At 70.5% G+C, this 25,894-nt stretch carries 22 protein-coding genes and 1 pseudogene; 12 read left to right on the top strand and 11 right to left on the bottom strand.

The window, feature by feature from the left end:
* Nucleotides 1–402: 402 nt before the first annotated feature.
* The 5 genes from IW256_RS00120 (at nucleotide 403) to IW256_RS42585 (ending at nucleotide 7,142) form a co-directional block, all read left to right on the top strand.
* Entirely contained in the window at nucleotides 403–774 is a 372-nt protein-coding gene (locus IW256_RS00120) for a DurN family substrate-assisted peptide maturase (RefSeq protein WP_197008978.1), read from the top strand.
* A gap of 23 nt (nucleotides 775–797) precedes the next feature.
* Nucleotides 798–1,040: a cinnamycin family lantibiotic gene (locus IW256_RS00115; RefSeq protein WP_197008977.1), complete on the top strand. Its 243-nt coding sequence runs from the start codon at nucleotides 798–800 to the stop codon at nucleotides 1,038–1,040.
* Nucleotides 1,041–1,176: 136 nt separating this feature from the next.
* Nucleotides 1,177–4,389 carry a type 2 lanthipeptide synthetase LanM family protein gene (locus IW256_RS00110; protein WP_197008976.1) on the top strand — a complete coding sequence of 1,071 codons (3,213 nt, stop codon included), beginning with the start codon at nucleotides 1,177–1,179 and terminating at the stop codon, nucleotides 4,387–4,389.
* Nucleotides 4,390–4,401: 12 nt separating this feature from the next.
* Nucleotides 4,402–5,301: a Nif11-like leader peptide family natural product precursor gene (locus IW256_RS00105; protein ID WP_197008975.1), complete on the top strand. Its 900-nt coding sequence runs from the start codon at nucleotides 4,402–4,404 to the stop codon at nucleotides 5,299–5,301.
* Nucleotides 5,298–7,142, top strand: a complete 1,845-nt coding sequence (locus tag IW256_RS42585) for an ATP-binding cassette domain-containing protein (RefSeq protein WP_307828680.1) — start codon at nucleotides 5,298–5,300, stop codon at nucleotides 7,140–7,142. The genes IW256_RS00105 and IW256_RS42585 overlap by 4 nt, the downstream gene beginning before the upstream one ends.
* Before the next feature lie 232 nt (nucleotides 7,143–7,374).
* Here the strand turns inward: IW256_RS42585 and IW256_RS00090 are convergent, their stop codons facing one another.
* Nucleotides 7,375–8,451, bottom strand: a complete 1,077-nt coding sequence (locus IW256_RS00090; RefSeq protein WP_197008974.1) for a PDDEXK family nuclease — start codon at nucleotides 8,449–8,451, stop codon at nucleotides 7,375–7,377.
* Nucleotides 8,452–8,633: 182 nt separating this feature from the next.
* On the opposite strand from IW256_RS00090, the gene IW256_RS41965 reads away from it, so the two are divergent.
* On the top strand, nucleotides 8,634–8,969 hold the full coding sequence (locus IW256_RS41965) for an Atu4866 domain-containing protein (protein ID WP_307828679.1): 336 nt from the start codon (nucleotides 8,634–8,636) through the stop codon (nucleotides 8,967–8,969).
* Between the two features lie 45 nt (nucleotides 8,970–9,014).
* Here IW256_RS41965 and IW256_RS00080 read toward each other — a convergent pair whose 3' ends face one another.
* From IW256_RS00080 to IW256_RS00055, 6 genes are all read right to left on the bottom strand, one after another.
* A complete protein-coding gene (locus IW256_RS00080) occupies nucleotides 9,015–9,431 on the bottom strand; it encodes a RidA family protein (RefSeq protein ID WP_231403575.1) in 417 nt (138 codons plus the stop codon).
* 97 nt (nucleotides 9,432–9,528) lie between these two features.
* Nucleotides 9,529–10,338, bottom strand: a complete 810-nt coding sequence (locus IW256_RS00075; protein WP_197008972.1) for an alpha/beta fold hydrolase — start codon at nucleotides 10,336–10,338, stop codon at nucleotides 9,529–9,531.
* A 140-nt stretch (nucleotides 10,339–10,478) separates the two neighbouring features.
* Nucleotides 10,479–11,675, bottom strand: a complete 1,197-nt coding sequence (locus IW256_RS00070) for an ABC transporter permease (RefSeq protein WP_197008971.1) — start codon at nucleotides 11,673–11,675, stop codon at nucleotides 10,479–10,481.
* The gene (locus tag IW256_RS00065; protein ID WP_197008970.1) at nucleotides 11,672–12,499 is read right to left on the bottom strand and encodes an ABC transporter ATP-binding protein; all 828 of its coding nucleotides are present in this window, start codon (nucleotides 12,497–12,499) and stop codon (nucleotides 11,672–11,674) included. Before IW256_RS00065 ends, IW256_RS00070 begins: the two co-directional genes overlap by 4 nt.
* Nucleotides 12,496–13,641, bottom strand: a complete 1,146-nt coding sequence (locus tag IW256_RS42580) for a peptidoglycan-binding protein (protein ID WP_197008969.1) — start codon at nucleotides 13,639–13,641, stop codon at nucleotides 12,496–12,498. Before IW256_RS42580 ends, IW256_RS00065 begins: the two co-directional genes overlap by 4 nt.
* Before the next feature lie 366 nt (nucleotides 13,642–14,007).
* Nucleotides 14,008–14,649, bottom strand: a complete 642-nt coding sequence (locus tag IW256_RS00055) for a hypothetical protein (protein ID WP_197008968.1) — start codon at nucleotides 14,647–14,649, stop codon at nucleotides 14,008–14,010.
* Nucleotides 14,650–15,042: 393 nt separating this feature from the next.
* Here IW256_RS00055 and IW256_RS00050 point away from each other — a divergent pair, with 393 nt between their 5' ends.
* From IW256_RS00050 to IW256_RS00025, 6 genes are all read left to right on the top strand, one after another.
* Nucleotides 15,043–16,278: a cytochrome P450 gene (locus IW256_RS00050; RefSeq protein WP_197008967.1), complete on the top strand. Its 1,236-nt coding sequence runs from the start codon at nucleotides 15,043–15,045 to the stop codon at nucleotides 16,276–16,278.
* A gap of 123 nt (nucleotides 16,279–16,401) precedes the next feature.
* A complete protein-coding gene (locus IW256_RS00045) occupies nucleotides 16,402–17,055 on the top strand; it encodes a response regulator transcription factor (protein ID WP_197008966.1) in 654 nt (217 codons plus the stop codon).
* 7 nt (nucleotides 17,056–17,062) lie between these two features.
* Nucleotides 17,063–18,430 (top strand): sensor histidine kinase, encoded by a 1,368-nt coding sequence (locus IW256_RS00040; protein WP_197008965.1) that lies wholly within the window; start codon nucleotides 17,063–17,065, stop codon nucleotides 18,428–18,430.
* Nucleotides 18,431–18,924: 494 nt separating this feature from the next.
* A complete protein-coding gene (locus IW256_RS00035; RefSeq protein WP_197008964.1) occupies nucleotides 18,925–19,995 on the top strand; it encodes a methyltransferase in 1,071 nt (356 codons plus the stop codon).
* A complete protein-coding gene (locus IW256_RS00030; protein WP_197008963.1) occupies nucleotides 19,992–20,870 on the top strand; it encodes a sulfotransferase domain-containing protein in 879 nt (292 codons plus the stop codon). The genes IW256_RS00035 and IW256_RS00030 overlap by 4 nt, the downstream gene beginning before the upstream one ends.
* A 602-nt stretch (nucleotides 20,871–21,472) precedes the next feature.
* Nucleotides 21,473–22,156 carry a class I SAM-dependent methyltransferase gene (locus tag IW256_RS00025; protein WP_307828678.1) on the top strand — a complete coding sequence of 228 codons (684 nt, stop codon included), beginning with the start codon at nucleotides 21,473–21,475 and terminating at the stop codon, nucleotides 22,154–22,156.
* A gap of 127 nt (nucleotides 22,157–22,283) precedes the next feature.
* Here the strand turns inward: IW256_RS00025 and IW256_RS00020 are convergent, their stop codons facing one another.
* The 4 genes and pseudogenes from IW256_RS00020 to IW256_RS43205 all read right to left on the bottom strand — a co-directional run.
* Entirely contained in the window at nucleotides 22,284–22,805 is a 522-nt protein-coding gene (locus tag IW256_RS00020; RefSeq protein ID WP_197008962.1) for a GNAT family N-acetyltransferase, read from the bottom strand.
* A gap of 753 nt (nucleotides 22,806–23,558) precedes the next feature.
* Complete coding sequence (locus IW256_RS00015) at nucleotides 23,559–24,263, bottom strand: hypothetical protein (protein WP_197008961.1); 705 nt, start codon at nucleotides 24,261–24,263, stop codon at nucleotides 23,559–23,561.
* A gap of 790 nt (nucleotides 24,264–25,053) precedes the next feature.
* Nucleotides 25,054–25,185 carry a hypothetical protein gene (locus IW256_RS41960; protein ID WP_269217895.1) on the bottom strand — a complete coding sequence of 44 codons (132 nt, stop codon included), beginning with the start codon at nucleotides 25,183–25,185 and terminating at the stop codon, nucleotides 25,054–25,056.
* A pseudogene (locus IW256_RS43205) lies at nucleotides 25,182–25,868 on the bottom strand (alpha/beta fold hydrolase); the annotation flags it as partial. The gene IW256_RS41960 and the pseudogene IW256_RS43205, both read right to left, overlap by 4 nt.
* Between the last annotated feature and the right edge of the window lie 26 nt (nucleotides 25,869–25,894).

The following is a 25,894-nucleotide window of genomic DNA, read 5'->3' as shown; positions in this document are numbered from 1 at the left end:
GGGCATTTGCGTCCTCTGCATATGCGCTACATCTACGGAAACGGAATACCCGCGCACGATGCCGGAGTGCCCTGGCAATGCTTGCCGCACCGATATCAAAGCCTGACAGGCAGGCTGCAAAAGAATCCGGCAAAGCACATCACAAGGGTCTTCTCGTTGGCTGAAATGCCCGATTTCACCGCCATGCCCGGGCAGCGAGGCCGCCACTTTCGAGCGCGGGCCATTGACCGTCCATGACCCCCTTGCTACCGTCACTTTAGGTAATGAGCCGCACACCAAGCGTGGCCAGAATGTCCGCTCCCCGGATATGGGCGGGCATCCGGCCGCTTCTCTCCACCGAAAGAACGAGCCGGTCACGCACGGGGATCTCAGGCACGAACGGCGATCTCGGGAGGACGTCCAATGAAGACCGGGCCCAAACCGCTCAGCGATCTGACGAAACACCGGGGCATCGAGACGATCCGCCAGATCCAGCACCTCATGCTCCTGTGCTCGCTGCTCCCTCCCGGCGGAAAACTCCACGAGATCCTCAGGCTCGCGCTGTCGGTCCACGACGAGAACCTGCCGGCCCACGTCAGCCCGGTCCGGGACCTCCATCCGCAGGCGACCAAGGACTGGCTCGAATCCATCTGGGATCGGGCCGACATCTCCGATGAGGAAAGAGAGTTGGTGGTCTGGCAGAGCGACAAACCCAACATGGACGCCGCCGCCGAGGAACTCCAGCGAATCGAACGACTCCTCGGCATCAGGCTGGCGACGGAAATCGTCAAATAAAAGCACCATCCAAGGAGGAATTCATGTCACCGACCACGATTCTCCGGCACGCCGCCGCGGACGCCGAGTTCCGCGACGAACTGCTCACCTCGCCGGAGTTCTTCGGGATCTCCGCGGGCACCGTGCCGGCCTCGGTCGAGCAGCAGGACGCCGAGTCGCTCGGCTACTGGACCGAGGGCGTCGCCGCCGTCGACGCCTACGCCTGCGCGTCGACCTGCAGCTCGGGTCCGCTCACGATCCTCTGCGACGGGACCACCAAGGCGTGACGACCCCACGCCGCCGGTGACGGCCCGTAGCGACGACTGAGCCCCGGAGATTCCGCCGGGGCGGCGGAAAGAGAGGTGGGCCGAAGCCATCGGCCCACCGACCCGCATATCCGAAGCAGCCGAGGAGCCCGCTCGAGTGAAGCCGACCTACCCCGTGGACATCGCGGCCAGAGCCGCCAACCTGGCCGAACGCATCAAGATCGTGTCCGCCCTGGGCCCGCCCTCCGACGCGCGGCCGCTCGAGGCGTTCGACACCTGGCGGATCGACCGGCTGGCGGCCAGGCTCGCCGGGAGGTTCCGCCGGGAGACCCGCCCGCGGGACGAACCGGCCAGGCACACCGAGGAGTCCCTCGCCGAGACCCTCACCGCCTACCGCCGCCATGAGAGGGCCCTCACCGGCCCCGGCGACCCGTTCGGCCGGATCCTGGCGGAGGTCCACCACGGCTGGCTGCCCGCGTACCGCGCCGCGCTGGACGGGTTCGATCCCGCCGCCGCCGGGTCCGCGGAGGCGAGCTGGCGCGACCCCGACGTCTACCACGGGCGGCTCGCCACCGCGTGCGAGCCGTTCCTCGTCGAGCTGGGCCGGCGCCTGACCGACGCGGCAGGCCGGGACGACACCGCGGCCGTCCGCATCGATCCCCAGGTCGTGGACGACTTCCAGACCCACCTGCTCGACCGCTTCGCGCTCGCGCTGGCCTGGGCCGTCGAGGCCGACGCCAAGGTCCACTGCAGCCTGAACGGCATCGACCCGTCCCGCGCGACCCGCGAGGACTACCTCGCCTATCTCGACAAGACCTTCGCCGACGCCGACTCCTACCACCGCTTCTACCTGGAGTTCCCCGTCCTGGGCCGCTGGCTCGCGCAGGTCACCGCGCTCCTCGCCGAACACGGCCGCGAGCTGATCCAGCGGATCCGCGACGACGCCGCCGACCTGGCCGAGACGTTCTTCGGGCAGCCCGTCACGGCGGTGCGCAGCATCCGGCTGGGCCGCTCCGACCAGCACGCCGGAGCCCGCAGCGTCGGCATCCTCGACGTCGAGCTGGCGGACGGCGCCCGCGGGTCCCTCGTCTACAAACCCCGCTGCGTCAAGAGCGAGGCCGCCCTGCAAGGGCTGCTGGCACGGCTGCGCGACGACGGCGTCCTCGGCTTCGCCGGACGCGCCGTCCTCCCGAGGGACGGCTACGGCTACGAGGCCCTGATCCCGTCCGGGCTCAACCGGGTGGCCACCCGGGCGCAGGCCGCGCACGTCTACGCCGAGCTGGGCGGCCACCTGGCGATCTTCTACGTGCTGGGCGGCGGCGACCTGCACTTCGAGAACGTCCTCATCGCCGACGGCCACGCCTTCATCTGCGACTGCGAGACGGTGCTGGGCGCCCTGCCCAAGGGGCAGCCGCGCCCTCCGGGCACCCTGATGGACTCGGTCTTCAAGACCGGCCTGATCGAGTGGCCCCGGACGACCGCGGCGGCCGAGGGCGAGATGAGGATCAGCGGCTACTCCGGCGGCGGCTCGTACGAGCTGCCCGTGCCCGTGCCGCAGGTCAACGACCGGCGCCTGTCCTTCGAGGCCGCCGTCACGCACCGCCGCCGGGTCCAGGTCGAGCCGGGCGCGGCCAACCGCGTCTTCGTCGAGGACCGGCTGACCCACGCCGAGGACTTCATCGACGACATCAGGTCCGGCTTCGACCGGGTCTACGAGTGGTTCCGGGAGCGGCCCGAGCGGGCGATCGAGTGCGTCACCGGGCTGTTCACCGGCACCCGCGTCCGGTTCGTCAACTGGAGCACGCAGGTCTACGCCCAGCTCCTGCTCGCGGCCCGGCACCCCAAGTGCCTGATGGAACCGCTGGAGGTCGACCTCCTCTTCAACACCGTGCGCACGTTCCCCCGCAACTGGGACCACGACGGCGTCCTGCCCGCCTGGGAGCTGGGATCGATGTGGCGGCAGGACGTCCCGCTGTTCACCGTCGACGCGGACGGCGCCGGGCTCGTCCACGACCACGCCGCCGCCGTCCCGGCGGAACTGGAGGAGAGCCCCCTCGACTACGCCGCCTCCCGGATCAGGCGCCTGTCCCCGCAGAACCGCGCCCAGCAGAACCAGTACATCTCCGCCGGGCTGGCGGGAGGCGACGGCTCCAGCCCCGACTTCGCCGCCACCTGCGTCGAGCAGGCCGCCGGGCTGGGGCTGCGCCTCTGCCGGATGCTCCGCGAGCCGGACGCGCCCGCCCCGTGGACGTCCTACGTGGTCACCGAGACCGGGAAGGACGAGGTCGACATCGAGGGCGACCTCTACAACGGGTCGGCCGGCATCGCCCTGTTCCTCGCCTACCTGAACGACCTCGACCCGCGCCCGGAGTTCGAGCGGGCCGCGCGGCGCGCGCTCGACCACGCCGTCGCCACGTTCGACCGGCGGCGCGTCGGAGCCTTCGCGGGCCTCGGCGGGATGATCTACCTGCTCACCCACCTGCACCATCTGTGGGGCGAGCGCCCCCTGCTCGACCTCGCCCTCGAACTGGGCGACGAGCTGGCCGGAGAGATCGAGCAGGACCGCTACCTCGACGTCTTCCACGGCGTCGCCGGGCTCATCCCGGTGCTGCTGGGCCTGGCCGACGCGGCGGACGGCCGCGGCCTGGAGCAGGCCCACCGCTGCGCCGAGCACGTGCTGCGCCATGCCAGGGCCGACGGCGACGCCCTCTCCTGGCCCAGCCACGATCCCGCCACCGTGCTGGCCGACCTGACCGGTTTCTCGCACGGGGCCGGCGGCATCGGCTGGGCGCTGATCACGCTGGGCCGGCGCACCGACCGTCCCGAGTACGTCTCGGCCGGGCGCCGCGCCTTCGTCTACGAGTCCCGCCACTTCGACGAGAGCGCGCAGGACTGGTACGACCTGCGCAAGGTGGCGGGAGGCCCCGTCTGGCGCGGACGCCACTACGCCAACGCCTGGTGCAACGGCGCCTCGGGGATCGGGCTGAGCCGCATCCAGAGCTGGGCGCTGCTCGGCAAGGACGACGACACGATCCTGCGGGAGGCGACCCAGGCGCTCACAGCGACGATGCGCAACTTCCCCCGCCTGATGAACGACACGCTCTGCCACGGCCGTTCGGGCAACGCCGAACTCTTCCTGCGCTTCGCGAGCCTCAAGGACGAGCCGGCGTTCCGCCTGGAGGCCAACGTCCAGGTGCAGACCCAGTGGCGCAACCTCGACGACGCGCGGCCGGGGCCGGAGGCCGGCTTCTTCCCCGGCCTGATGCTCGGCATGTCCGGTTTCGGGATGCATTTCCTCCGGCTGGCCCGGCCCGACCGGGTCCCCTCGGTCCTGCTGCTGGACCCGCCGCCGGCGCCCACCCCGTCCTAAGGAGAGAACACGATGTCCGTCGAGTCCTGCACCGCCTTCCTGCGGGTCGCCCGCCAGGACGCCCGCGTCCGGCAGCAGATGAAGGCGATGACCGGGATCGCCGAGGTGATCCGGCTCGGCCGCGTCCACGGCTACCGGTTCGACGACCGCGACCTGATGATGGCGTCCTCGTCCGCCGCCGCCGACGACGAGGGCGGCGGCGAGCGCGAGCCCGAGCCTGCGCCGCCTGCGGACGCGGCGACCGCGTTCTACCACTACGAGTACGACATGGAACGGATCCCCGGTTTCGCGGCCGTCATCGAGGAACTGCCGAAGCTGAAGATCAAACCCGACACCGTCGACCTGGCCCGCTTCGACGAGCGGTTCCGCCTGGAGGACCTGCGCTCCACCTCGATGGTCCCCGGCGGGTCCGACCACCGGCGCTGGCGCGCCGGCCTGGACGCCCAGGTCGACCGGGAGACCAGGCGCGACTTCCATCTGATCAACCTGGACGACCACGTCGGGCACGCGGCCTATGAGGAGTACTTCGCCGCCAAGACCCGCCTGGTCGACGCGCTGGAGGACGTCTTCGGAGGCGAGGTCCGCTTCTCGGGCAGCATGTGGTATCCGCCGTCCGGCTACCGGCTGTGGCACACCAACGAGACGCAGCCGGGCTGGCGCATGTACCTGATCGACTTCGACGAGGACTTCGACGACCCCCAGCACACCTCGTTCTTCCGCTACCTGCACCCCGACACCGGTGAGCTGGTCACCCTGCGGGAACGGCCCAGGCTGGTGCGGTTCTTCAAGATCGAGCAGGACCCCGAGCGGCTGTTCTGGCACTGCATCGTCAACCCGACCCGGCGGCACCGGTGGAGTTTCGGCTTCAACGTCCCCGGCACCTGGCTCGACGACCTCGCGGGACTGTCGTGAGCCTGCGTCCCGGCCCGTCCGCGGCACCGGCCGGGCCCGGCCTGGTGACACCCGCGATCAGGGCGACCGGGCTGCGCAAGCGCTATCCCGGTGTCGACGCGGTCGACGGTATCGACCTGTCCATCGCGCCCGGCGAGAGTTTCGGCTTCCTCGGCCCCAACGGCGCCGGGAAGACGACCACGATCGCCATGCTCTGCACGCTGGCCGTGCCCACGGCCGGCCGGATCGAGATCGCCGGGCACGACACCCGTACCGATCCCGTCGCCGCCCGCCGCCGGATCGGCCTGCTCTTCCAGGAGACCACCCTGGACAACGAGCTGACCGCCGCCGAGAACCTGAGGTTCCACGCCGACCTGTACGACGTCCCGCAGCCACGGGTCCCCGCGCGCATCGAGGAGACCCTCCGCCTGGTCGGGCTGACCGGCAGCCGCGACCGGCTGGTCCGCACGTTCTCCGGCGGCATGCGCCGCCGCCTGGAGATCGCCCGGGCGCTGCTGCACCGTCCCCAGATCCTGTTCCTCGACGAGCCGACGATCGGGCTGGACCCGCACACCCGCGCCGAGGTGTGGCGCTACCTGCGCCATGTGTGCGAGCACGAGGCGGTCACGCTGTTCCTGACCACCCACTACCTCGAAGAGGCCGAGCAGTGCGACCGCATCGCGATCCTCGACGAGGGCCGGATCGTCGCCCAGGGCAGCCCGGCCGAGCTGAAGTCCGTTCTCGGCGCCGACCGGGTGGACCTGCGCACCGGTGACGACGCCGCGGCGGCGCGGCTCGTCCGCGAACGTCTCGGCCTGGCGGTGACCGAGGGCCCCCGAGGGCTGTCGTTCCAGGCGCCCGACGGCACCCGCGTCCTGCCGCGCCTGCTGGCCGAACTCGACGTCCCCGTGTACGAGGCGAAGGTCACCCAGCCCACCCTCGACGACGTCTTCCTCCACCACACGGGACATCGCATCCGCGACGACGGCCCCGCGGCCCCGCCCGAGGCTCCCCCGCCCCCGTCACCGGCGCCGGCGGGCCCGGACACCGGCACCGGCGGCCTCCGCGCGGAACTGCGCGCGATGCGGATGGTCTGGCGGCGCGAGATGCTCCACTTCGCCCGCGACCGCACCGGAGCCGCGATCTCGATGTCGCAGCCGCTGCTGTTCCTGTTCATCCTCGGCGTCGGCCTGGCCGGCCTCATGCCCGACGTCAGCGGCCCCGCCTACCAGCTGTTCCTGTTCTCGGGCGTCCTGGTGACGGCCGCGCAGGGCCCCGCCGTCGCCGCCGGCGCCTCGATCCTGTGGGACCGCCAGGGCGGCTTCCTCCGCGAGATGCTCGCGGGCCCCGTCAACCGGAGCACCCTGCTGATCGGCAAGTGCCTGGGCGGGGCCACCGTCGCCACCTGCCAGGCCGCCCTGCTCCTGTCCGTCGCCGGCCTGATCGGTCTCCCCTACGACGCCGGCCTGCTGGCGCTGCTCCTCGCCGAGCTCGCCCTGACCGCGCTGGCCATGACCGTCCTCGGTGTACTGCTGGCCACCTTCATCCGCCGCCCGCAGACGTTCGGCACGGCACTGACCGTCCTCATGGCCCCCCTGGTGTTCCTGTCCGGCTCGATGTTCCCGCTCAGCGCGATGCCCACCTGGATGGCCGGGCTGGCCCTGGCCAACCCGCTCACCTACGCGGTGGACGCCATGCGCCGCACCATCGCCGCGTACCTGCCCGATCCCCCCGCCCGCCTGTTCCAGCCGTTGCAATGGGGTGGCTGGCACCCGCCGGTGATCTTCGAATGGGCGCTCATCGCCGGAATCACCCTGCTGGCGCTAGCCGTGGCCACCCGCCGCTTCTCCCGCACGGACTGACCCCCGTGGTGGTCCGGCGTATCACCAAGCAGCCGTGGGTCACGGTGCTTCTGGGCGCCGGCCCCCGGCGCCCCCACCCTCAGCGCCAGAACCTCGGTCAGGACCGATGCCACGTGCCCATAATGACCGCCGCCCCGGCCGACCAGATCTACCTGCCCCACCGGCCAGGCACCTCATGGAAACGCCACTGGGAGAAGGCTGCGATCGGTTGGACGGCCGAAGCACCCCTGGCTCAAGGAAGGCCCTGCGCTCCTCCCATTGACCGGGCCTCCGCGTACGCGGCCGCGAGCAGCCCGAGCACGTCTTCATCGATCTCGCTGGTGATGTAGTTGTTGTTCCGGATCTCGCCGGGCAGGCGCTCGTCCAGACGGGCCAGGGTCTCCGGTGCCTCCGCGGCGATGACGGAACGCTGCGGGCTGATGTACCCGCCCCCGTCGTTCCAGATGGTCACCAGCCCCCGGCTCTGGCCCGGCAACCGCGGGTTGAGCACCCACCGCCCTTTGCCCACGGTGGTGAAGAGCGTGGCCAGCCCCTCCGCCTCCAGCCGCTGGGCCCACGCACAAAGCCTGCGCAGCAGCTCCCGATGGGCCGGGTCGGCCTTCTCAACGCTGTCGGCGAACGGCTGCCATCCGCGTGTGGGCTTGGCCTCCCGGCCCCGCCCGGCCGGGCTGACCGACGCCGCAGAGACCCGCTGGGGCTCGACCAGCTGGGGCACCAGCACGCGGCTGCCGCCGACGAGGTAGGCCGTCACCGTCACCAGGTCGATGTCGAGGCGATCGTTCGTCACCGCCTGCAGGTATCCGGCAAGCTCCACCAAATCGGACGAGGCGGCGTCCAAGACCACCACGCACCTGATCCTTCCCTCTTCCAGCGCGGCGGCCATGGCCTCGCGGAACGCGTCGAGGTCCACCGAGCCGTCACCGGTCTCGGCAGCGACCGCGTCGGCGATCGTGGCGTGCTCGTCGTCGAGGTGCGGCCTCAGCAGCTCCTCGAACGCCTCGGCCGAGAGTCGGAACAGGTGGGAGGCGTACCCGAGCACCTGGGTGAACACCGATCTGCGATCGGAGTTGGCGGCGAGCTTCACCTCGATCACCACGGGCCTTCCGGTGTCGACGTCCACCGCGATCAGGTCCGCGTAGCCGTTGCCGAGCGCCACCTCGCGTCCCAGCATGACCAGCCTCGGCTGCCCCGGAAGGGGCAGCATCGCCGCCGCACGTTCGATGCTGTCGTGAAGCGCTTCCTCCCGCGCGAAGGGCTGGGCCTGCAAGGGCTCCAGCCCTTCGTCCGTCTCTTGCCAGATACCCGCCACCACAACTCCTCCGCAGCCGTCGCCTCATTCCCCCCAAAGTTCGCACGATGGAGGCACAGCCTGTTTCTGTTGTTGTCGTAATGGCATCGATAGGCCAACAAGCACGACAGTGCACAACTCACGGGTGCACAGTGGGCGAACAAGTCCCTGGACGAGGCGGCGGTTCGACCCGGGTGGCGACGGTGCGGGACATCGCGAGCCCGGCTTTGACGTCCGCGGGATGCGGTGAGGATCACGAGTCGGGCGCGGTCCCCGGGCGTCAGGCACCCGAGGCATCGACCCCACACCCCTATGTCGGCATGTGGGTGACGGACGACGGTTTCATCCGCCAGGAACTGCTGCCCAACGGACGGTACGAGGAGGAGCGCGGCGGTCGCGAACGGGCCTACACGGGGAACTACACCGTCTCGGGCAACCGCATCGACTATTCCGACGACACGGGGTTCACGGCCGACGGGACCTTCGTCGACGCCGACACGCTCCATCACGCGGGCTTCGTCATGCGCCGGGAATCCTGAGCCGGGTCCGTGGAGGAGGGCGCGGACGGGCTCCCGGTGTCGGGATCAGTCCTCCGAGGCGGGCTCCGGGGCGGGCGTGACGGCGATGGCCTCGATCTCCAGGAGCCAGTCCTCGTCGTAGATGCCGGTGATGATGATCGTGATCGCGGGTCGGTGGTCGCCGAGCACCTCGTGGCGGATCCGCGAGTTGTCCTCGCGGTGGCGCCGATCGGCCAGGTAGATGGTGACCTTGGCGAGGTCGCGGACGGTCATGCCGGCCTCGGTCAGGACCGAGGTCACGTTGGCCCAGGAGAGGCGGCACTGGCCAGGGAAGTCCGCCGGAATGTCGCCCTTGGTGGTCCACGGTGGCTGGCCGCTGATGTACAGCGTCCGGTGTGCACCGTGGACCAGCGCTCCGTGCGCGTAGGCCGGTGACGATTCGGGCAGGCCGGCGGGGTCAACGGGCTCGATCGCGAGTGTCATCACAATCCTTGGCGGCAGCGACGGGAAGGCCGGACGGCCGTTCGTCGATCGAACCTCGCGGTCGCCCTCCCGTACGGCCGGATGTCCGGATCCGGTCTCAGCCGCGGCCCTTCTGGAAGAAGCCGATGATGGCGGCGTTGACCGCGGCGGGCTCCTCCAGCTGGCCGTAGTGCCCGCATCCGGCGATCTCCTGGTACGTGCCGCGCGGGAAATGGGCGGCCACCTCCCGGCACAGGTGCGGTGGCGTCATCAGGTCGTCCTCGAAGCCCAGCACGAGGCAGTCGACCGGGACCTCACGGTAGGCGTCCAGCCGGTTCGGGATCAGGTCGACCGCCAGCTGCGAACGGCTCACCGAGGAGCTGATCGGGGACATCTCGAAGACGTCCAGCCAGTCGCGGACGGTCTGCTCGTCGTTGAGGGTGCGGCGGGAGAAGCCCTTCATGACACTGACGACCGCCTCGTACCGGGGTGGAAGCTTGACGCCGCCGTCGAGCCGGTCCAGTTCGGCCTGTGAGGCGGCGGCGCTCAGGGGATCGGTCCTGCCCCGTGTCGCCATCAGGACGGCCTGCCTGATCAGGTCGGGACGGGCGACCATGACCTCCTGGACGACGATCGCGCCCATGGAGAAGCCCACGATGCGGCAGGGGCCGATGCCGAGGGCCTCGATCAGGCCCACGGTGTCGCCGACCATGTCGTCGAGGGTGAAACCCTCCTCGCACACGTCGCTGGGCGGCACTCCCCTGTTGTCGATGGTGATCGCGCGGAAACCGGCCCTGGTCAGCGCGGGAACCTGGTGGGTCCGCCAGAACCGGCCCGGTGCGCCGGTGCCGGCGACCAGGACGACGGGCTCGCCCGTGCCGTGCTCGTCGTAGCTCAGTGCGATGCCGTTGATGGATCTGAGGGGCATGAGCCCTTCCTCTGCTCGGTCGCCGAGGCGGACCCGGCGTGGTGCCGGGCCCGCCGGTTCGAGCCCCACCCGTCCGGGTGCCGCGTGTTCCTGTGATGGCGGATCTGGAGACGGTCGGGGGTGAGGGGCCGGGAATCGGGTCAGACGGTGCGTAGGGCCTCGGTGGGTTGCATCCTGGCCGCGCGCAGGGCCGGGAGGAGACCGGCGATGGCGCCGATGGCCACGGCCGCGGCGACTCCCCCCGCCCAGGCCGAGGGCGGGACCACGACGGCCCAGTCCTTCGCGGTGGCGTAGACGACGGTGGCCAGTACCCCGCAGCCGACCCCGACCGCGCCGCCCAGCCCGGCGAGCAGGACCGCCTCGGACAGGAACTGGACGCGGATGTGCCCCTTGGTGGCGCCGAGGGCACGGCGCAGCCCGATCTCGGAGCGGCGTTCCAGCACCGAAATGATCATGGTGTTGGCGACTCCGACCCCGCCGACCAGCAGGGCGACCGCGCCCAGGCCCAGGAACAGCCCGTTGAGGGCGGACTCGGCGGCGGCCCGGGCGACCAGCGTCTCGGAGGGGTTGCTGACGGACGCCTGGCTGGGGTTCTGCGGGTTGGCGGTCGCCGCCAGCACCGCGTGGACGTCGTCGACCCGTTCGGTCTGGGAGCGTACGTAGATGGTGGTCGGATGGCCGTCGAACCCGAGGTACTTCTCGGCCGCCGGGAACCCGACGAGCACGGAGGTGTCGATCTCGGGGGCCAGCGTGGCGGGGCCGAGGATGCCCGCGACGGAGAACCACTGGTCGCCGACCCAGATCCGCTGGCCGGGGTAGACCCGGTCGAAGCCGAGGCGCCGGGCGGCGCTCGCGCCGAGGACGGCCACCGGCTGCGTGGCGGTGGCCGCGTTGAGGTAGCGGCCCCGGGTGACCGATGTGCGGAGTGCTTCGGGGAGCCCCAGGCCGGCGGCCTGGACGCTGAGCGAGTTGGTGTTGACGGCCGGGACCAGCGGGGACCGGTACGCCTTGGCCTTGGTGCTGCCGGTGGACTGGACCTGCTGCACCGGGCCGATCCGGGAGATCATTCCTGGGGCCGTCTTGGGGAGCGGCACCTTCTTGCCGGTGATGTCCTGACCGGTGGTCACGGTCAGCATGTTGGTGCCGAGCCGGTCGATCTCGGCCAGGAGCCCGGCCTGGGACGAGGCGGACAGGCCGAGCACGGCCACGATGGAGGCCACTCCGATGGCGATGCCCAGCGCGGACAGGGCGGCGCGCATCCGCCGCGTGCGCAGCCCCACGGCGGCGATCCGCGTCAGGTCGGAGGGCTGCAGCCGGCGGGGAGCGATGGTCGTCATGGACGCCGCCTTTCGGTGGGCTCGGAGCGGAGCGCGGACGTGCCCGCGGGGGCGGCTCCTGCGGCGAGTTCGCCCTGGCCGACGTCGGTGACGATGTGGCCGTCGAGCACCTCGATGCGGCGGGGCAGGCGAGCGGCGAGTTCGCGGTCGTGGGTGATGACGACGATGGTGGCGCCCTCGGCGTTGAGGTCCCGGAGGAGCCCGTAGATGGAGGCGGCGGTGGCGCTGTCGAGGTTGCCGGTGGGCTCGTCGGCCAGGACGAGGGCCGGGCGGCCGACGAGGGCGCGGGCGATGGCCACCCGCTGCCGCTCGCCGCCCGACAGCTTGGACGGCAGGAACTGCGCGCGGTGGGAGAGCCCGACCCGGTCCAGCGCCTCGGCCGCGGCCTCCCGGCGGGCGGTGCGGTTCACCCCGGCGTACAGCAGCCCGTCCGCCACGTTCTCCAGCGCGGTGCTGTGGTTGGCCAGGAAGAACTGCTGGAACACGAAGCCGATGGTCGTGGCGCGCAGGGAGGCGAGCTCGCGGTCGCTCATCTGGGCGACGTCGGCGCCGGTGATGCGGACCACGCCGGAGGTGGGGCGGTCCAGGGTGCCCATGACGTGCAGCAGCGTCGACTTGCCCGAACCGGAGGGCCCGACGATCGCGACGAGCTCGCCCCGGTCGATGGTGAAGCTCACTCCGGCCAGCGCAACGACGGGTGACGCGCCGGGGTAGAGCTTGCTCACGGCGTCGAGCTGGAGGACCGGCGACTCGCCGGGCGGCGGGCCCCCGGACGGGACGCCCGCCGTGTCCGTCACCGCGTGCGCGGCGTGTGCGCCGGTCATGACGCCGGCACCACCACGCGCTGGCCCGCCGCCAGCCCCTTGCCGGTGACCTGGACCGTCCCCGCCGTGTTGTCGAACAGCCCCAGCGTCACCGGGACCAGGCGGCGGGTGCCGCCCGGGTCGACGACCTCGACGCCGTACCCGCCGCCGAGCAGGGCGAGCAGAGCGTTCACCGGGACCGACAGGGCGTCGGCCACGCTCTCGGTGACGATCGACACCGACACCGGGGCCTGGTCCAGGTTCCCCGTGGCCTTGGGGTCGGTCGGCCTGATCCTGACGTTGATGGTGGCCCCGCCGCTGGAGTTCTTCTTGACGACGGTGCCCACCGATTCCACGGTGCCCGGCGTGGTCTTCAGGTCGGGCAACGTGATCGTCACCTTGTCGCCGACCTTGACCTGGGAGCGCGAGGTCGCGTCGACCGCCACGGTGACCTGCCGGTCGGTGGAGCTGGCCTGGAAGACCTCGGTGCCGGCGGACGCGGCGGCGCCGGTCACGGGCGTGACCTTGGTGACCCTGATCCGGTCGTCCGGCAGGATCACCGCCTGGCCCTTGTCCAGCTCGCCGTCCTCTTCCATGCCGACGTCGTCCTGGAGCTCCTCCAGGGCGTCGGCGGTGGCCCAGCCGAAGTAACCGGACCTGGGGTTGAGCTCCGACCCGGCATAGCCCAGGGCGACGAGGGCCGCGTTGAGCTGCTTCACGTCCGCGCCCCTCATCCCCTGCTTCAGGTCGCGGTAGAGCGGCGTGGACCCCTTCAGCAGGATCACCGGCTTGCCGTCGACCCGGTAGATCACCTGCCCCTGGCGGTACACCCGGTTGGCCCGGGGCAGCCTGGTGAACGTGCCGCCGGCCTGGTTGATCGCCCGGTAGGCGCCCAGGTAGGTCAGCGTGCCGCTGACCGAGGTCCGCGCCGACAGGCGCCCCTGGGTGACCGTCGCCAGCCCGGTCGGGGCGCCGTTGGCGGTGTCCTTGGCCTTGGAGTCGCCGCCGAACGGGTTGACGACCGCGAAGGCGACGCCCGCCCCGGCGACGACGGCGACGATGACCACGACCGTCCGGCGCCGGGGGCGGCGGCGCTTCGCCCCCGGGGCGCCGCCGGCCCGGTCCTCGGGTTCGGTCTGCAATGACGCTGGCGCGGCGTTCACGACTCATCACCGTCCCGGCGGGCCGTCGCGGCGTTCACGGCGGGGCGGCCCGGCCTATCGTGCCGACAGATCTCTCCGGCGCCTTTCATTCATTTCTCCATCTCTGCGTACTGGATGGCACCTGCACGTCGGTTCTACGTGAGCGGCGGTTTCGGGACGGTATCGCCCGGCATATCGACCATCATTAAGCGAACCCCTTTCAACCTGGATTCTCGGCTCATATGCGACGAACCGATGCGCGCGACGTCCGGGAGGGCGTTGCGGCCAGGTTGAAAAGGGTTCGCGGAAGCGGATTCGAGCGGTCGCACGCCGGCTCGCGCCGTCCAACCGCGCAGATCGCTCAGTTCGACAGGGACGCGGAGCCCGTCAGCCACCCTGCGGCGCGCCCGGTCCCCCGCCCTGCGTGACCGGCTGGCCGCCGAGGTGCTTCTGGCATTTCTTGTCCGCCTCCTTGTACACCGGCCCGTTCGGGTCCACACCGAGCTTCTCGGCGTCGATCCCGAGGCCGCCGCCCGGGTTGGGGTCGGGGAACTTGGGCACGCCGTTCTCGCGCATGCACTTGGAGTACTTCAGCGCCTCGGCCCGGTCCTCGGGCACTCCGCCGCCACCGGGCGGCGGCGCGGGAAGCAGGCCCTTGCACGCCTCGTTGGCGTTCTTGAACTGCGGCGAATCCTGCGGGACCTTGCTCCCGTCGATGGCGATACCGCCATTGGCGTCGGGGTCGGGGAACTGGGGCACACCCTTTTCACGCATGCACTTCGCGTAGGCGAGAGCGGCGGTCCTGGGGTCACCCTTCGCCGGCCCTCCGTTCCCCTTGGCCGGGGACGAGCTCGCGGTGGGATTGGTCGCCACGTCGTTGCCGTCGCCGTCCGACCCACCGCAGGCGCCCGCCAGCAGCGCGACCGCCGCCATGCCGGTGACCAGGACGCCCGCCCTGGCCCGCACCCGGCTCCGCCGTCCCGGCCCTCCGCTGCCCCGGCCGCCGGCGCGGCCCGTGCTCATCTCCACGTCATGCTCCTTCTCTCGGCTTCCTGCGGCTTCTCTCGACGAGAATCACGTGCTGGAGACCGTTCTACGGCGCCGGTGGTTTCGGAGAGGTATCAACATCACCGGCCGGCATCGGCGCCGCTCCGTACCTCAGGGCGGCACTCCAGGAGTACGGGCGACACCTTTTCTGACTCCGTGAGAGGGTCACAGTAGGTGAGGAGTGAACGTCCAGCACGGCCACGTCGAGGTGTCCAATTTCAGGCACCTCGTCCTTGATATCGGGATGGCGGTCGGATACGTTCTCCACCGCACATTAGGATCAGGCCCATTGCGTGCACCGTGAGCTTTTCCGGATGACCGAGCCCTTCCGGCGGCCTCGGTACGGCGGGGCCCATCAGGAAGATGGTCGCCAGCATGCCCTCACACGAGATCGCCGTCCCGAACCTCGCGGATCCGAAAACCTACGCCGACCACGACATGACCGAGATCTGGCGGCGGCTTCGCGCCGAGGACCCCGTACACCGCCATCCCGAAAGCGAGTACGGCCCCGGTTTCTGGGTGGTCACCCGTTACCAGGACGTGTCGCAGGTCCTACGCGACGACAAGTCGTTCACCTCGGAACGGGGAAACGTCCTCGCGACCATGCTGCAAGGCGGTGACACCGGCGCCGGGCGCATGCTCGCGGTGACCGACGGGCCGCGCCATACCGAACTGCGCCGCCTCCTTTTACAGGCGTTCGCGCCCCGCGCGCTGGCGGGTGTGACGCTCCGGGTCAGGCAGTCGGTCCGCCGCCTGCTGACCGAGGCCGTCGAACGCGGCGAATGCGACTTCGCCCAGGACATCGCGTCGGTCATCCCCCTGGAGACGATCTGCGACCTGCTCGCCGTCCCCGTCGCGGACCGGCAGGAGGTCCTGAAGCTCACCAAGTCGGCCCTCGCGTCGGACTACGAGTCGCCCGGCGCGGACATGGACCGCATGGCGCGCGGCGAGATCCTCCTCTACTTCAGCGACCTGCTGAAGGAGCGTCGCAAGAGGCCGGGCACCGATCCGATCAGCCTCATGGCCAACGCCGAGGTGCAGGGTGAACGCCTCAGCGAGGAGGACATCATCCTCAACTGCTACAGCCTGATCATGGGGGGCGACGAGACCAGCAGGCTCTCGATGATCGGCGCGGTCCGCGCCCTGGTCGAGAACCCCGCGCAGTGGCTCGCCCTCAAGAACGGCGACGTGACCGTGGAGAGCGCGGGGGAGGAAGTCCTGCGCTGGACCACGCCGACCATGCACTTCGGCAGGACCGCCACGGCGGACGTGAAGGTGGGCGAACGCGTCATCGCGGCCGGGGACCTGGTCACGCTGTGGTTCACCGCCGCCAACCGCGACGAGGCCGCCTTCCCCGACCCTGACCGCTTCGACCTCGCCCGCTCTCCCAACAAGCACCTCTCCCTCGGCTACGGCAGGCACTTCTGCCTGGGGGCGTACCTGGGACGCGTCGAGATCAACGCGATGCTGGACGGGCTGCGGACCTTCGCCGGCGACATCGAGCTCACCGGGCCCGGACGGCGGATCTACTCGAACTTCCTGTCGGGGATGAGCAGCCTGCCGATCGCCCTGAAGGCCGATCCGGCGGGACCGTCGCGCCGGCCGGAGTGAAACCGCGCCGAAACCGCCCCTGGGGCATCATGGAAGGCGTCGTGTGCCCTGGCTCACACCGTCCAACCGCTCAGGTTGCTCAGACGGAGGCTCCCGATCGATCCGCGACCAGGAGGAGTGGCAGTGCGGGTTCTTGTGATCGAAGACGACGAGGAACTGGCCGACGCGGTCGCCACCGGCCTCCGCCGGGCGCGCATGGCCGTCGACGTCGCGTTCGACGGCCTGTCCGGGCTTGAACGCGCCATGGTCAACGGCTACGACGTGATCGTCCTCGACCGGGACCTGCCCGGCCTGCACGGCGACGAGGTCTGCGCCCGGCTCATCGCCGCCCACTGCCGCAGCCGGGTGCTCATGCTGACCGCCGCCGCGACGACCGAGGACCTGGTCGACGGCCTCGGCATCGGCGCCGACGACTACCTGCCCAAACCGTTCGACTTCCCGGTGCTCACCGCACGCATCGGCGCCCTGGCCCGCCGCGCCCACCCGGCCGTCCCGCCGGTGCTCCGGCACGACGACATCGTGGTCGACACGGCACGGCGCCGCGCGCACCGGGGGGACAGGCCGCTCGAACTCGCGCCCAAGGAGTTCGGCGTCCTGGAACTGCTCCTCGCCTCCAAGGGCCGCACCGTCTCCGCCGAGGAGCTCCTGGACCGCGTCTGGGACGAGGCCGCCGACCCCTTCACCAAGACGGTCAAGGTCACCATCAGCCGGCTGCGCGCCAAACTCGGCGACCCACCGGTCATCGAGACCGTCGCCAAGTCCGGCTACCGGATCTGAGGACCCCATGCGCCCGTTCCGCCGGCTCTCCGACCGCGTCACGCGGCTCCGCCCGCCCCGTCGCACCGTACGGCTCCGGCTCACCCTGCTCTACGCGGGCCTGTTCCTCATCTGCGGGGCCGGGCTGCTCGGCATCACCTACGTCCTGGTGAGCCGGGCGACCGACGGCGCGTTCACCTACCAGGGCAAGGACGGCAACATCGGCACGGTCGTCGGCTCCCCCCGGGAGAACGGCCCCGCCCCCTCAGGGCAGTCGAGCCAGGGCGAGGGCAACACGACGGGGGTCCGGGACGTGGACGGCGCCCAGGCGGAGGCGGAGGCCAGGCAGGCCGAGCTGCTGGCCCGGCAGCAGCGCGCCGAGCAGCTGAGGCAGCTCCTCACCCAGTCGGGGATCGCGCTCGGGATCATGACGGTGATCTCCATCGGGCTCGGCTGGATCGTCGCCGGGCGCATCCTGCACCGGCTCCGGACGATCACCGCGGCGGCCCGTGACATCTCCGCGACCAACCTGCACGAGCGGCTCGCCCTCGACGGCCCCCACGACGAGCTCAAGGAACTGGGGGACACCTTCGACCAGCTGCTGGCCAGGCTGGAGGGCTCGTTCCAGGCTCAGCGGCAGTTCATCGCCAACGCCTCGCACGAGCTGCGCACTCCGCTGGCCCGGCAGCGCACCGTCGCCCAGGTCGCCCTGGCCGACCCCGACGCCACCGTGGAGACCCTCCGCGCGGCCCACGAACGGGTGCTCGCCGCGGGCGCGCAGCAGGAACGGCTCATCGCGGCGCTCCTCACCCTCGCCCGCGGGCAGGCCGGGCTCAACTGGCGGGAGCCGTTAGACCTGGCACGCCTGGCCGAGGAGGTCCTGACCGCGCGGCGCGAGGAGGCCGCCCACCGGAACGTGGGCTTCCATCCGGCGCTCTCCCCCGCGAGAACGACCGGCGATCCGCGCCTGGCCGAGCGCCTGATCGTCAACCTGGTGGAGAACGCGATGCGCTACAACGTGACCGGCGGCCGGATCGAGGTCACCACCGCGACCCTGCGGGGGTCGGCCGTCCTCTCGGTGGTCAACACCGGCCCGGTCGTGCCGGCGGACGCGGTCGAGCGTCTCTTCCAGCCGTTCGACCGGCTCGGCGCGGAGCGCACCAGCCGCGGGGAGGGCCTGGGACTCGGGCTGTCCATCGTGCGGGCCATCGCCGACGCCCACGACGCCGTCGTCGAAACGCGGCCTCGCCCGGAAGGCGGCCTGGAGGTCACGGTGACCTTCCAGGCACTCGACGTTCCCGCCGAGGGCGGGCAGCGCGTGCCTCCCACCCGCTCCATCCCGGCGAACGGAAATGGCCGGATCCGGGCCGAGACGACCGCCCGTCCGCACCCCTGAAAACGGGCCGCCGCTTCTCGTTCTGACACATGAAGCCCGGTACGCACCCGGCCCCTCCCCGGCAGTCGCCACCCGAATCAGGCCACCTTATTCTCCGCCCTCTCCCACCTCCTTCACGTCCCTCCCGCCTCCGGGCGCGACACGATCGATCGCCGCGAGCGCCATAAACACGATCTACGAAATACGCCACAGCGCGGTTCCGGTTGGGAAATACCTCCAACCTCGCGAAGAGCATCAGTGGATCGCCCCTCCGATCATGGCGCCGACCAGTGGTAACGCCGACGGCGACGCCTCTCCGACGGATGGCACCACGCTGCTCACCTCCAGTGAAACCCAAGGTCGCCCCCCCTCGGCAGCACAACCCCCGAGAATACATATCAAGAAACGATCCAAGAAATGCCCGACACTCCAGCGAGCCCTTCTCCGGCGGTTTCTCGTATGCTTATCCCCGGACCACCAACATCGTTATGAAGCGATTACGGCAGGAGGCGGAAATGGGCGAGACGGCCCCCGCAACGGAAACCCCGGCCCGTGGCAAGGACGTCGTCGACGGCGACGACCCGCGCGCGATCATCTGGGAGGTGCTCCGCGGGCAGTGGCGGTTCTCCGCGCTGTACGCCTTCGTCGAGCTCGACCTCGCGGGCTGGTTACGGGACGGGCCGCTGACCGTCGAGGCCCTGGCCGGACGCTGCGGCGCCGACCGTGTCGCGCTGTCCCGGCTGCTGCGCACGGCCGCCGCCCTCGGCGTGGTGCGGAGCGTCCCGGCCGGGGAGGGCCCCGCCGCGTACGCCCTGACCCCGGCGGGGGAAACGCTGCGCGGGGACGTCCAGCGCTCGATGCGCTCCGTCGTCATCCCCCAGGGGGCGCCGGACTTCCTGGAGGCGATGGGGTCGCTGGCCGACGCGGTGCGCAACGGCAAGTCCCCCTTCGCCGCACGATTCGGCTCCATGTACGGCTACCTCGAACGCCATCCGGAGGCGAGGCACCACTTCGACGCCCACATGTCGACCCGGTCCCGCTCCATCGCCGAGGCGTTCGTCGCCCGCTACGACTTCTCCGGGATCGGCACGATCGCGGATCTGGGCGGGGGTGTCGGCACCGTCCTGGCGGCCATCCTGAAGGCCAACCCGGGCATGCGGAGCATCCTGTTCGAGCTGGAACCGGTCATCGCCGGAGCCGGCGAGTTCCTCCGCGCGCAGGGCGTCGCCGACCGCTGCGAACTGGTCGCGGGAGACTTCTTCTCCTCAGTGCCCGTGGCCGACGCCTACGTGCTGTCCAACATCGTCCACAACTGGGACGACGACGACGCCCTGCTCATCCTGCGGAACATGCGGGCTACCATGCCGGCGCACGGCCGGGCGCTGCTGCTCGACATCCTCCTGCCCGAAGACGACCGGCCGCACCTGGGCAAGGAGTTGGACATGCGCATGCTGGCGCTGTACGACGGCGCCCGTGAACGCGGCAAGCAGGAGTACTTCGCCCTCCTGGGCCGGGCCGACCTGCGCCCCAGCCGCGTGGTCGAGCTTCCGTACGCCCTCAGCCTGATCGAAGTGCTCCCGGCATGATCCACCGCCCCGCGCAGGTGTACCGCACCCCGGAAGAAGACAGCACCAGGTGGCACGACTTCGAGTTCCGCCCGGGCGACATCGTGATCAGCACGGGCCACAAGAGCGGCACCACCTGGACGCAGATGATCTGCGCGCTGCTGGTCTTCCAGACACCCGAGCCGCCGGCGCCGCTGGCGGAGCTTTCTCCGTGGCTGGACCACCTGGTGACGCCCGCCGACGAGGTCTACGCGCTGCTGGACGCCCAGCGGCATCGCCGCTTCATCAAGACCCACACCCCGCTGGACGGGATCCCGCTGGACCCCGGCGTGACCTATGTGGTCGTGGCCCGCCACCCGCTCGACGTGGCCGTCTCCCGTTACCACTGGCTCGACGGCGTCGACCAGGAGGAGTCCGCGACCGCCGTTTCCCAGGTGGGGAACGGGATCATTCCGCCGCTACGGGAGTGGCTGCTCGCCTGGATCGGCAGGAACGACTGGCAACCGGACTCGTTGAACAGGCTGTTCTGGCACCTTTCCGACGCGTGGACGCGCAGGCACGAACCCAACGTGGCGCTCGTCCACTACGACGACCTCTCGACGGATCTCGAACGGGAGATGCGCCGCCTGGCCGCGCTGCTGGGGATCACCGTGGCCGACCGGCTCTGGCCGGAACTCGTCCGTGCCGCCACGTTCGGTTCGATGCGTTCCCAGGCCGACCTCCTGGTCCCCAGAACGGCGAGTGCTCTCAAGGACAGCCGGACCTTCTTCCGCCAGGGAAGGTCTGGTGCGGGCCGCGAACTCCTCACGGACGGGGAACACCTCCGCTACCACGAGCGCGCAGCGGACCTGGCCCCACCCGACCTGCTCTCCTGGCTCCACCGCGGCACCCCTTGATCAGCGCGCCGCCGCCGTCTCCGGAGAGCGGCGAAGCAGGTGGCGCTCCCTGGCACGGAGCGCCACCGCAAGGATCGGAGTACCGCCCCTCAGCACAGCCCTGCCGTAAAGCGAAGCGCCACTACTAGAGCGTGTCTCGCAGTGGCCTCAGCCACCGCGCGAGTGCGCTGGCTGCCCGGTGGGGCGATGCGGGAGGCGAGCGCCGGCGGGCAGTTCGCGAAGCGATGCCGCGCTCGCCAAGGCCCGGTGAGGCGCGAGCCGCCAGGCGAGCGCCGTGGGCCGGGACTTTGAGACACAGCCTAGGGCGGCGTACCGCCGCTGATCACAGCCCTGCCGTCTAGGCGAAGCACCACCGCGGGGGCGGAGCGCCGGTGCCGGGCAGGGCCCTGCCGCTCGGCGCGACACCACCGCTACCGCACGGTGTCACGCCGAAGACCCGCTACCCACCTGAGCACCTGAGCACCCGAGCACCCGAGCACCCGAGCACCCGAGCACCCGAGCATGCACGCCCCACGCCGCCGAACCACAACGAACCACGCCGCAGCTCCGCAGCGCTTCCCACGCTCCTTCGGCTTTCCGGACCACCCGGGTGATGAGCAGGCGTGGCGTTGTCGGTCGCTGTTGAGATGGTCGTGGCCATGACCGACCTCACTTCCGCGATCGCCGGCTACTGGGATGCCGCGGCCCGCGCATTCGATGACGAGCCCGATCACGGCTTGCGAGCCGAGCACACGCGTGCCGCCTGGGATCGCTTGCTTCGAGCATGGGCGCCGTCCGATCCGGCGGATGTGCTGGACGTCGGTTGTGGCACGGGCTCGCTGTCCGTGCTGCTGGCTGCGGCCGGGCATCGGGTGACCGGCGTGGACCTCGCGCCACAGATGATCGAGCAGGCGCGCGCCAAGATGGCGGCCGCCGGGCTCGCCGGCCGTTTCCTGATCGGCGATGCCGCGGTCCCGCCCACAGGCGGCGAACGGTTCGACATGCTGCTGTGCCGGCACTTGGTGTGGACTCTGCCTGGTCCGCATGCGGCACTGCGCGAATGGGTTGCACGACTTCGCCCGCACGGCCGGTTGGTGATGGTCGAAGGACGTTGGAGTGAGAGTGGACCGCCCTATGCCGTGGAGGGCGAAACTCTGCCGTGGAGCGGCGGCATCTGCGCCGCCGACCTCGTCTCTGCTGTGCGAACACTCGTCACCGACCTTCGGGTAGAGCCGCTCAGCGATGACTCCGATCTGTGGGGTGGCCCGGTAAGCGACGAACGTTATGCACTCGTCGCCCGTATCTAGTGCGCTGGCCACGAACGTTTACCGAGGCCAGACAGCGTGTGATGCAGCCCGGTAGGAGGCCGAGTCGCTGGGGTTCGCCGGGGGTGGGGGTCGGTGACGGGATCCCGCCACCGACCCCCTGGAGTGGTTACTGATGGACCGGTGCCGTCGCCTTCAGAACGAACCGGGCGGTGTTCTGCTCGGTGTCGGTGTGCGATCGCTCGAAGCCGGCCTTCTCCAAGACCCGGACCGAGGGGGGATTGGACAGTTCCACGTTGGCGTAGATCGTGTGGACGCCTGGTGCGGTGAAGGCGAACTCGGCCAGTGCGCGCGTGGCTTCGGGAGCGTAGCCGCGGCCTCGCCGGGAGGCCACGATGCCGTACCCGATTTCCAGGGCGCCGTCATCGGGCGGCCAGAACAGGCCGATCGACCCGACCACCAGGCCGCCGTCGCGCTCGATGATCTGACGGTGGCCGTACTCGCCCAGCCATGCGGGATGCTCGGCGAACAGGCCGGCGATGACGTGGTCGCCCTCGGCGGGGAAGTCCTGGGCCCAGTGCGCCGGTCGGGCACCGTCCAGTACGGCGGTGGCGTCGCCGGAGGTCCACGACCGCAGGATGAGGCGGTCGGTGGTCAGATCGGTATCGGTGACTGAGAAGAAGGAAGACACCTGAGTCTCCTGGTCGTTGGTAACGACCCGGACCGCGCTCTAGGCTCGCGCGGACCGGACAAGGACATGCTGATGACGGCTGTTGGCAGCCATATTCATCAACCTCCCTCGCCACTCAGCGATCAGGCGTCCCTCGACGCTGTCGCGAGGCTAACGGCCTCTGGTAGTCCGAGCAAACCGTTTGGCGTCGCTGACCACCGCGCGTTCCAGGCCGCTGATCAAGACGTTTCCCTGTTCTGCCCAGGCGGCCCTCAGGCAGGGACGGCCCCAGCGCTACCGGCGTTCGCTGCTGCGGACGCGTTCGCGGCGTTGGGCGACCAGCGCGTCGGCATAGCGGGCGTTTGCGTTGCGCCACCGCAGATATTCCTGGCGCTCGCGGGCCAGGACGAGCCCTACGAGCACGCCCAATGGGCCGACGCGTCCCCTGCCCAGCGGACACACCGGGCAGGGGAACGCTGGGCGCTGCGACTCAGGCGGTTGGTAGCGGGCCGGTCACATGCGGAAGCGGGAGAGCGGCCCGGCGGGCGGCCCTAGGACGTGTCTCGAAGTGGCCCCAGCCACCGCGCGAGCGCGTTGACCGCCAGGTGGGGCGACACCGGGGGCGAGCCTCACCGGACAGATCGCGAAGCGATGCCGCGCTCGCCAAGGCCCGCTGAGACGCGAGCCGCCAGGCGAGCGCCGTGGGCCGGGACTCTGAGACAGAGCCTCGGCGGCCCCCGATGCGCGGACCAGGCTCCACGCCGGTAGAGGAACTCAGAGGGCCCCCTGCAGATCCTCCAGTCGTCGCAGTTCATCGCGAAGGGCGTCGCGTTCGCCAGTGGTCAGTTCGATCCGCGCGGCCTGAACCGCCAGTTCCCGGGCCTTCTCGGTCTCCTTCAGCTGCAAGGCGACGTCGGTCCGCAGCGTCAGCACCTCGACCTGCTGTACGGCCGTCAGCCCGTCCGTGTCCGCCAGGAGGCGATCAAGGATCTTCGCGGCGCCGGCGAAGTCCTCCTTGGAGTTCACGTACAGCCGTGCCGTGTGAAGGGCCCGGCCGACCTTGTCCTTAGGGGCCGGGCGGTGCTCGAAGGAGTCGGAGATCGGCTGGCCGATGCGCATCTGGTTGCCATCCGGATCGGTCACCAGGAACTGGCGGACGCCGTACGACATGTCACCCAGCCGGCCGATCCGCGGCAGGCCGCGTGTGGGGATCCGGCCGAGCGAGGTCTTGAGGTTGCTACGGAACGACTCGTACAGGCCGTTGACGTCGCTCGTGATGACGTAGCAGCTGAACAGGCCCGTGTTCGGGTCGTGCGCCTTCATGCCGCCGAACTGCAACTCGATGTCGCCATGGCGCACCGCGATGAAGGGGTACGGACGTGTCTCTCGGAAGGTCAGCTCGAAGCCGAGCGCCTCGTAGAACGCCCAGCAGTCGTCGATGGACCGGCAGGGAAAAATCGGGATGGTCTTTTCACCCATGCCGCCACGGTAGAGCTGCTCACCCAGCTAGTCAAACTTGATTAGCTAATGGGCCCCCGACGCACGGACGCCACTCGTGACGCCACGGAATCCGCGGCTGCACTGAGGGCTGAACCTGTTTCCACGCCGGCGCGTTCGATCAGACGCGCGCAGGCAGGCAGGTGGGGGCGGCGCGGCCGAGAAGGTCAGGAAACCGCCGGAAGCAGCGCTGATGGCGTGGCAGGCGGCAGCAGATCCGGCCGGAGTCGTCCGGCCGCAACTTTTGTGGACCGTAGGCCTGCGTTCCAGGAGGACCAGTGCAGAGCCACTTGAGCCGGGCCCGACGGCCTACGTCATGAGCTCGGCGGCCTCTGCCACGCCCTAAACACCCCACCGCCCCGAGGCCGGACGAACTGCGCCAATGCGCCGGGCGTCTGCCATGACCGAGGCACCCTCATGGCCGGACGACCATGCTCGACCTGGTCAGGTCGCTGGCCCTGAACTGAGCCGCGTCTGATCATGCCCTGCCGCCGACCGTCGGCACGCTGGTTCACGGCTCGACTCCGATCGTCCCGGCGCAGGCGATCATCACCGGGACACCACACCTCGGGCCTGGTTCGAAGTGGCCTCGGCCACCGCGCGAGCGCGTTGACCGTCTTGTGAGGTTGCCGGTGGCGAGCGCCGGCGGGCAGGTCGCGAAGCGATACGGCGCTCGCACAGGCCCGGTCAGGCGCGAGCCGCGGGCGCGAGCCGCCACGCGAGCGCCGTGGGCCGGGACGTTGAAACAGAACCTACGCGTGCACGCCCAGTGTCAGGCCGCCGCTTCGCCTGCCCGTTCACTCAACGAGACGGCCAGCGCCGGAGTCTTGGCCCGCAGCGACGCCACCAGGTCCCCCGCGAAGCCCTGGGCCGGCTCCGGATCCGGCGAGCCGAGTTCGATCACTCCTGGGTCTGGCGCATCCTTTCCGAGATCCGGCGGGCGATCTCCGCAAGCGATTCGCCTTCCAGCATGTGGTGGTGATCGGTGGGGAGCCGATGGCTGTCGATCTCCCCCTCGACGTACGGCCGCCATGCCTCCGGAGCCTCGGACACCGGGAGATCCTCCGGCCGGTCGAGCGTCGCCACGAAGAGCAGGAGATCGCCGCGGAACCTCTCCGGCGCGAAGTCGAGGGAGATCCTGATGTTGTTGTCCGCGACCCTCTTGATGGCCGACAACGCCTCACCGATCTCGCCCGGCTCGTCCGGCCGCCGCGCGAGAACGGCCGCCTCGGGGACAGGGATCGGTGCCTCGCCTTGCTCGCTCGGGTCGAGGTCGGGCATCCGGCGATCGGGGTAACCATCAATGATCGCCAGCAGCTCGACCTGGCCACCCTCCGCCTGGATGCGCGCGGCGACCGCCTGGGCGACGAGGCCTCCGAACGACCAGCCCAGCAGGTGATACGGCCCGTCCGGCTGGATCTCGCGTATCCGGGCGAGGTAGTCCGCAGCCATCTCCTGGATGCTGCCCGGCAGTTCCTCATCCCCGGTGAGGCCGCGCGCCTGCAGGCCGTAGACCGGGCGATCCGGCGAGAGTTGTTCGGCGAGCGCCGCGTAACTCCAGCTGAGGCCGCCCCCTGAGTGGATACAGAACAGCGGGGGCCCGTCCCCGCCCG

The organism is Actinomadura viridis (assembly GCF_015751755.1).
In the GTDB taxonomy this organism is placed as follows: Bacteria; Actinomycetota; Actinomycetes; order Streptosporangiales; family Streptosporangiaceae; genus Spirillospora; species Spirillospora viridis.
This window is presented reverse-complemented; position numbering and strand designations above follow the sequence as displayed.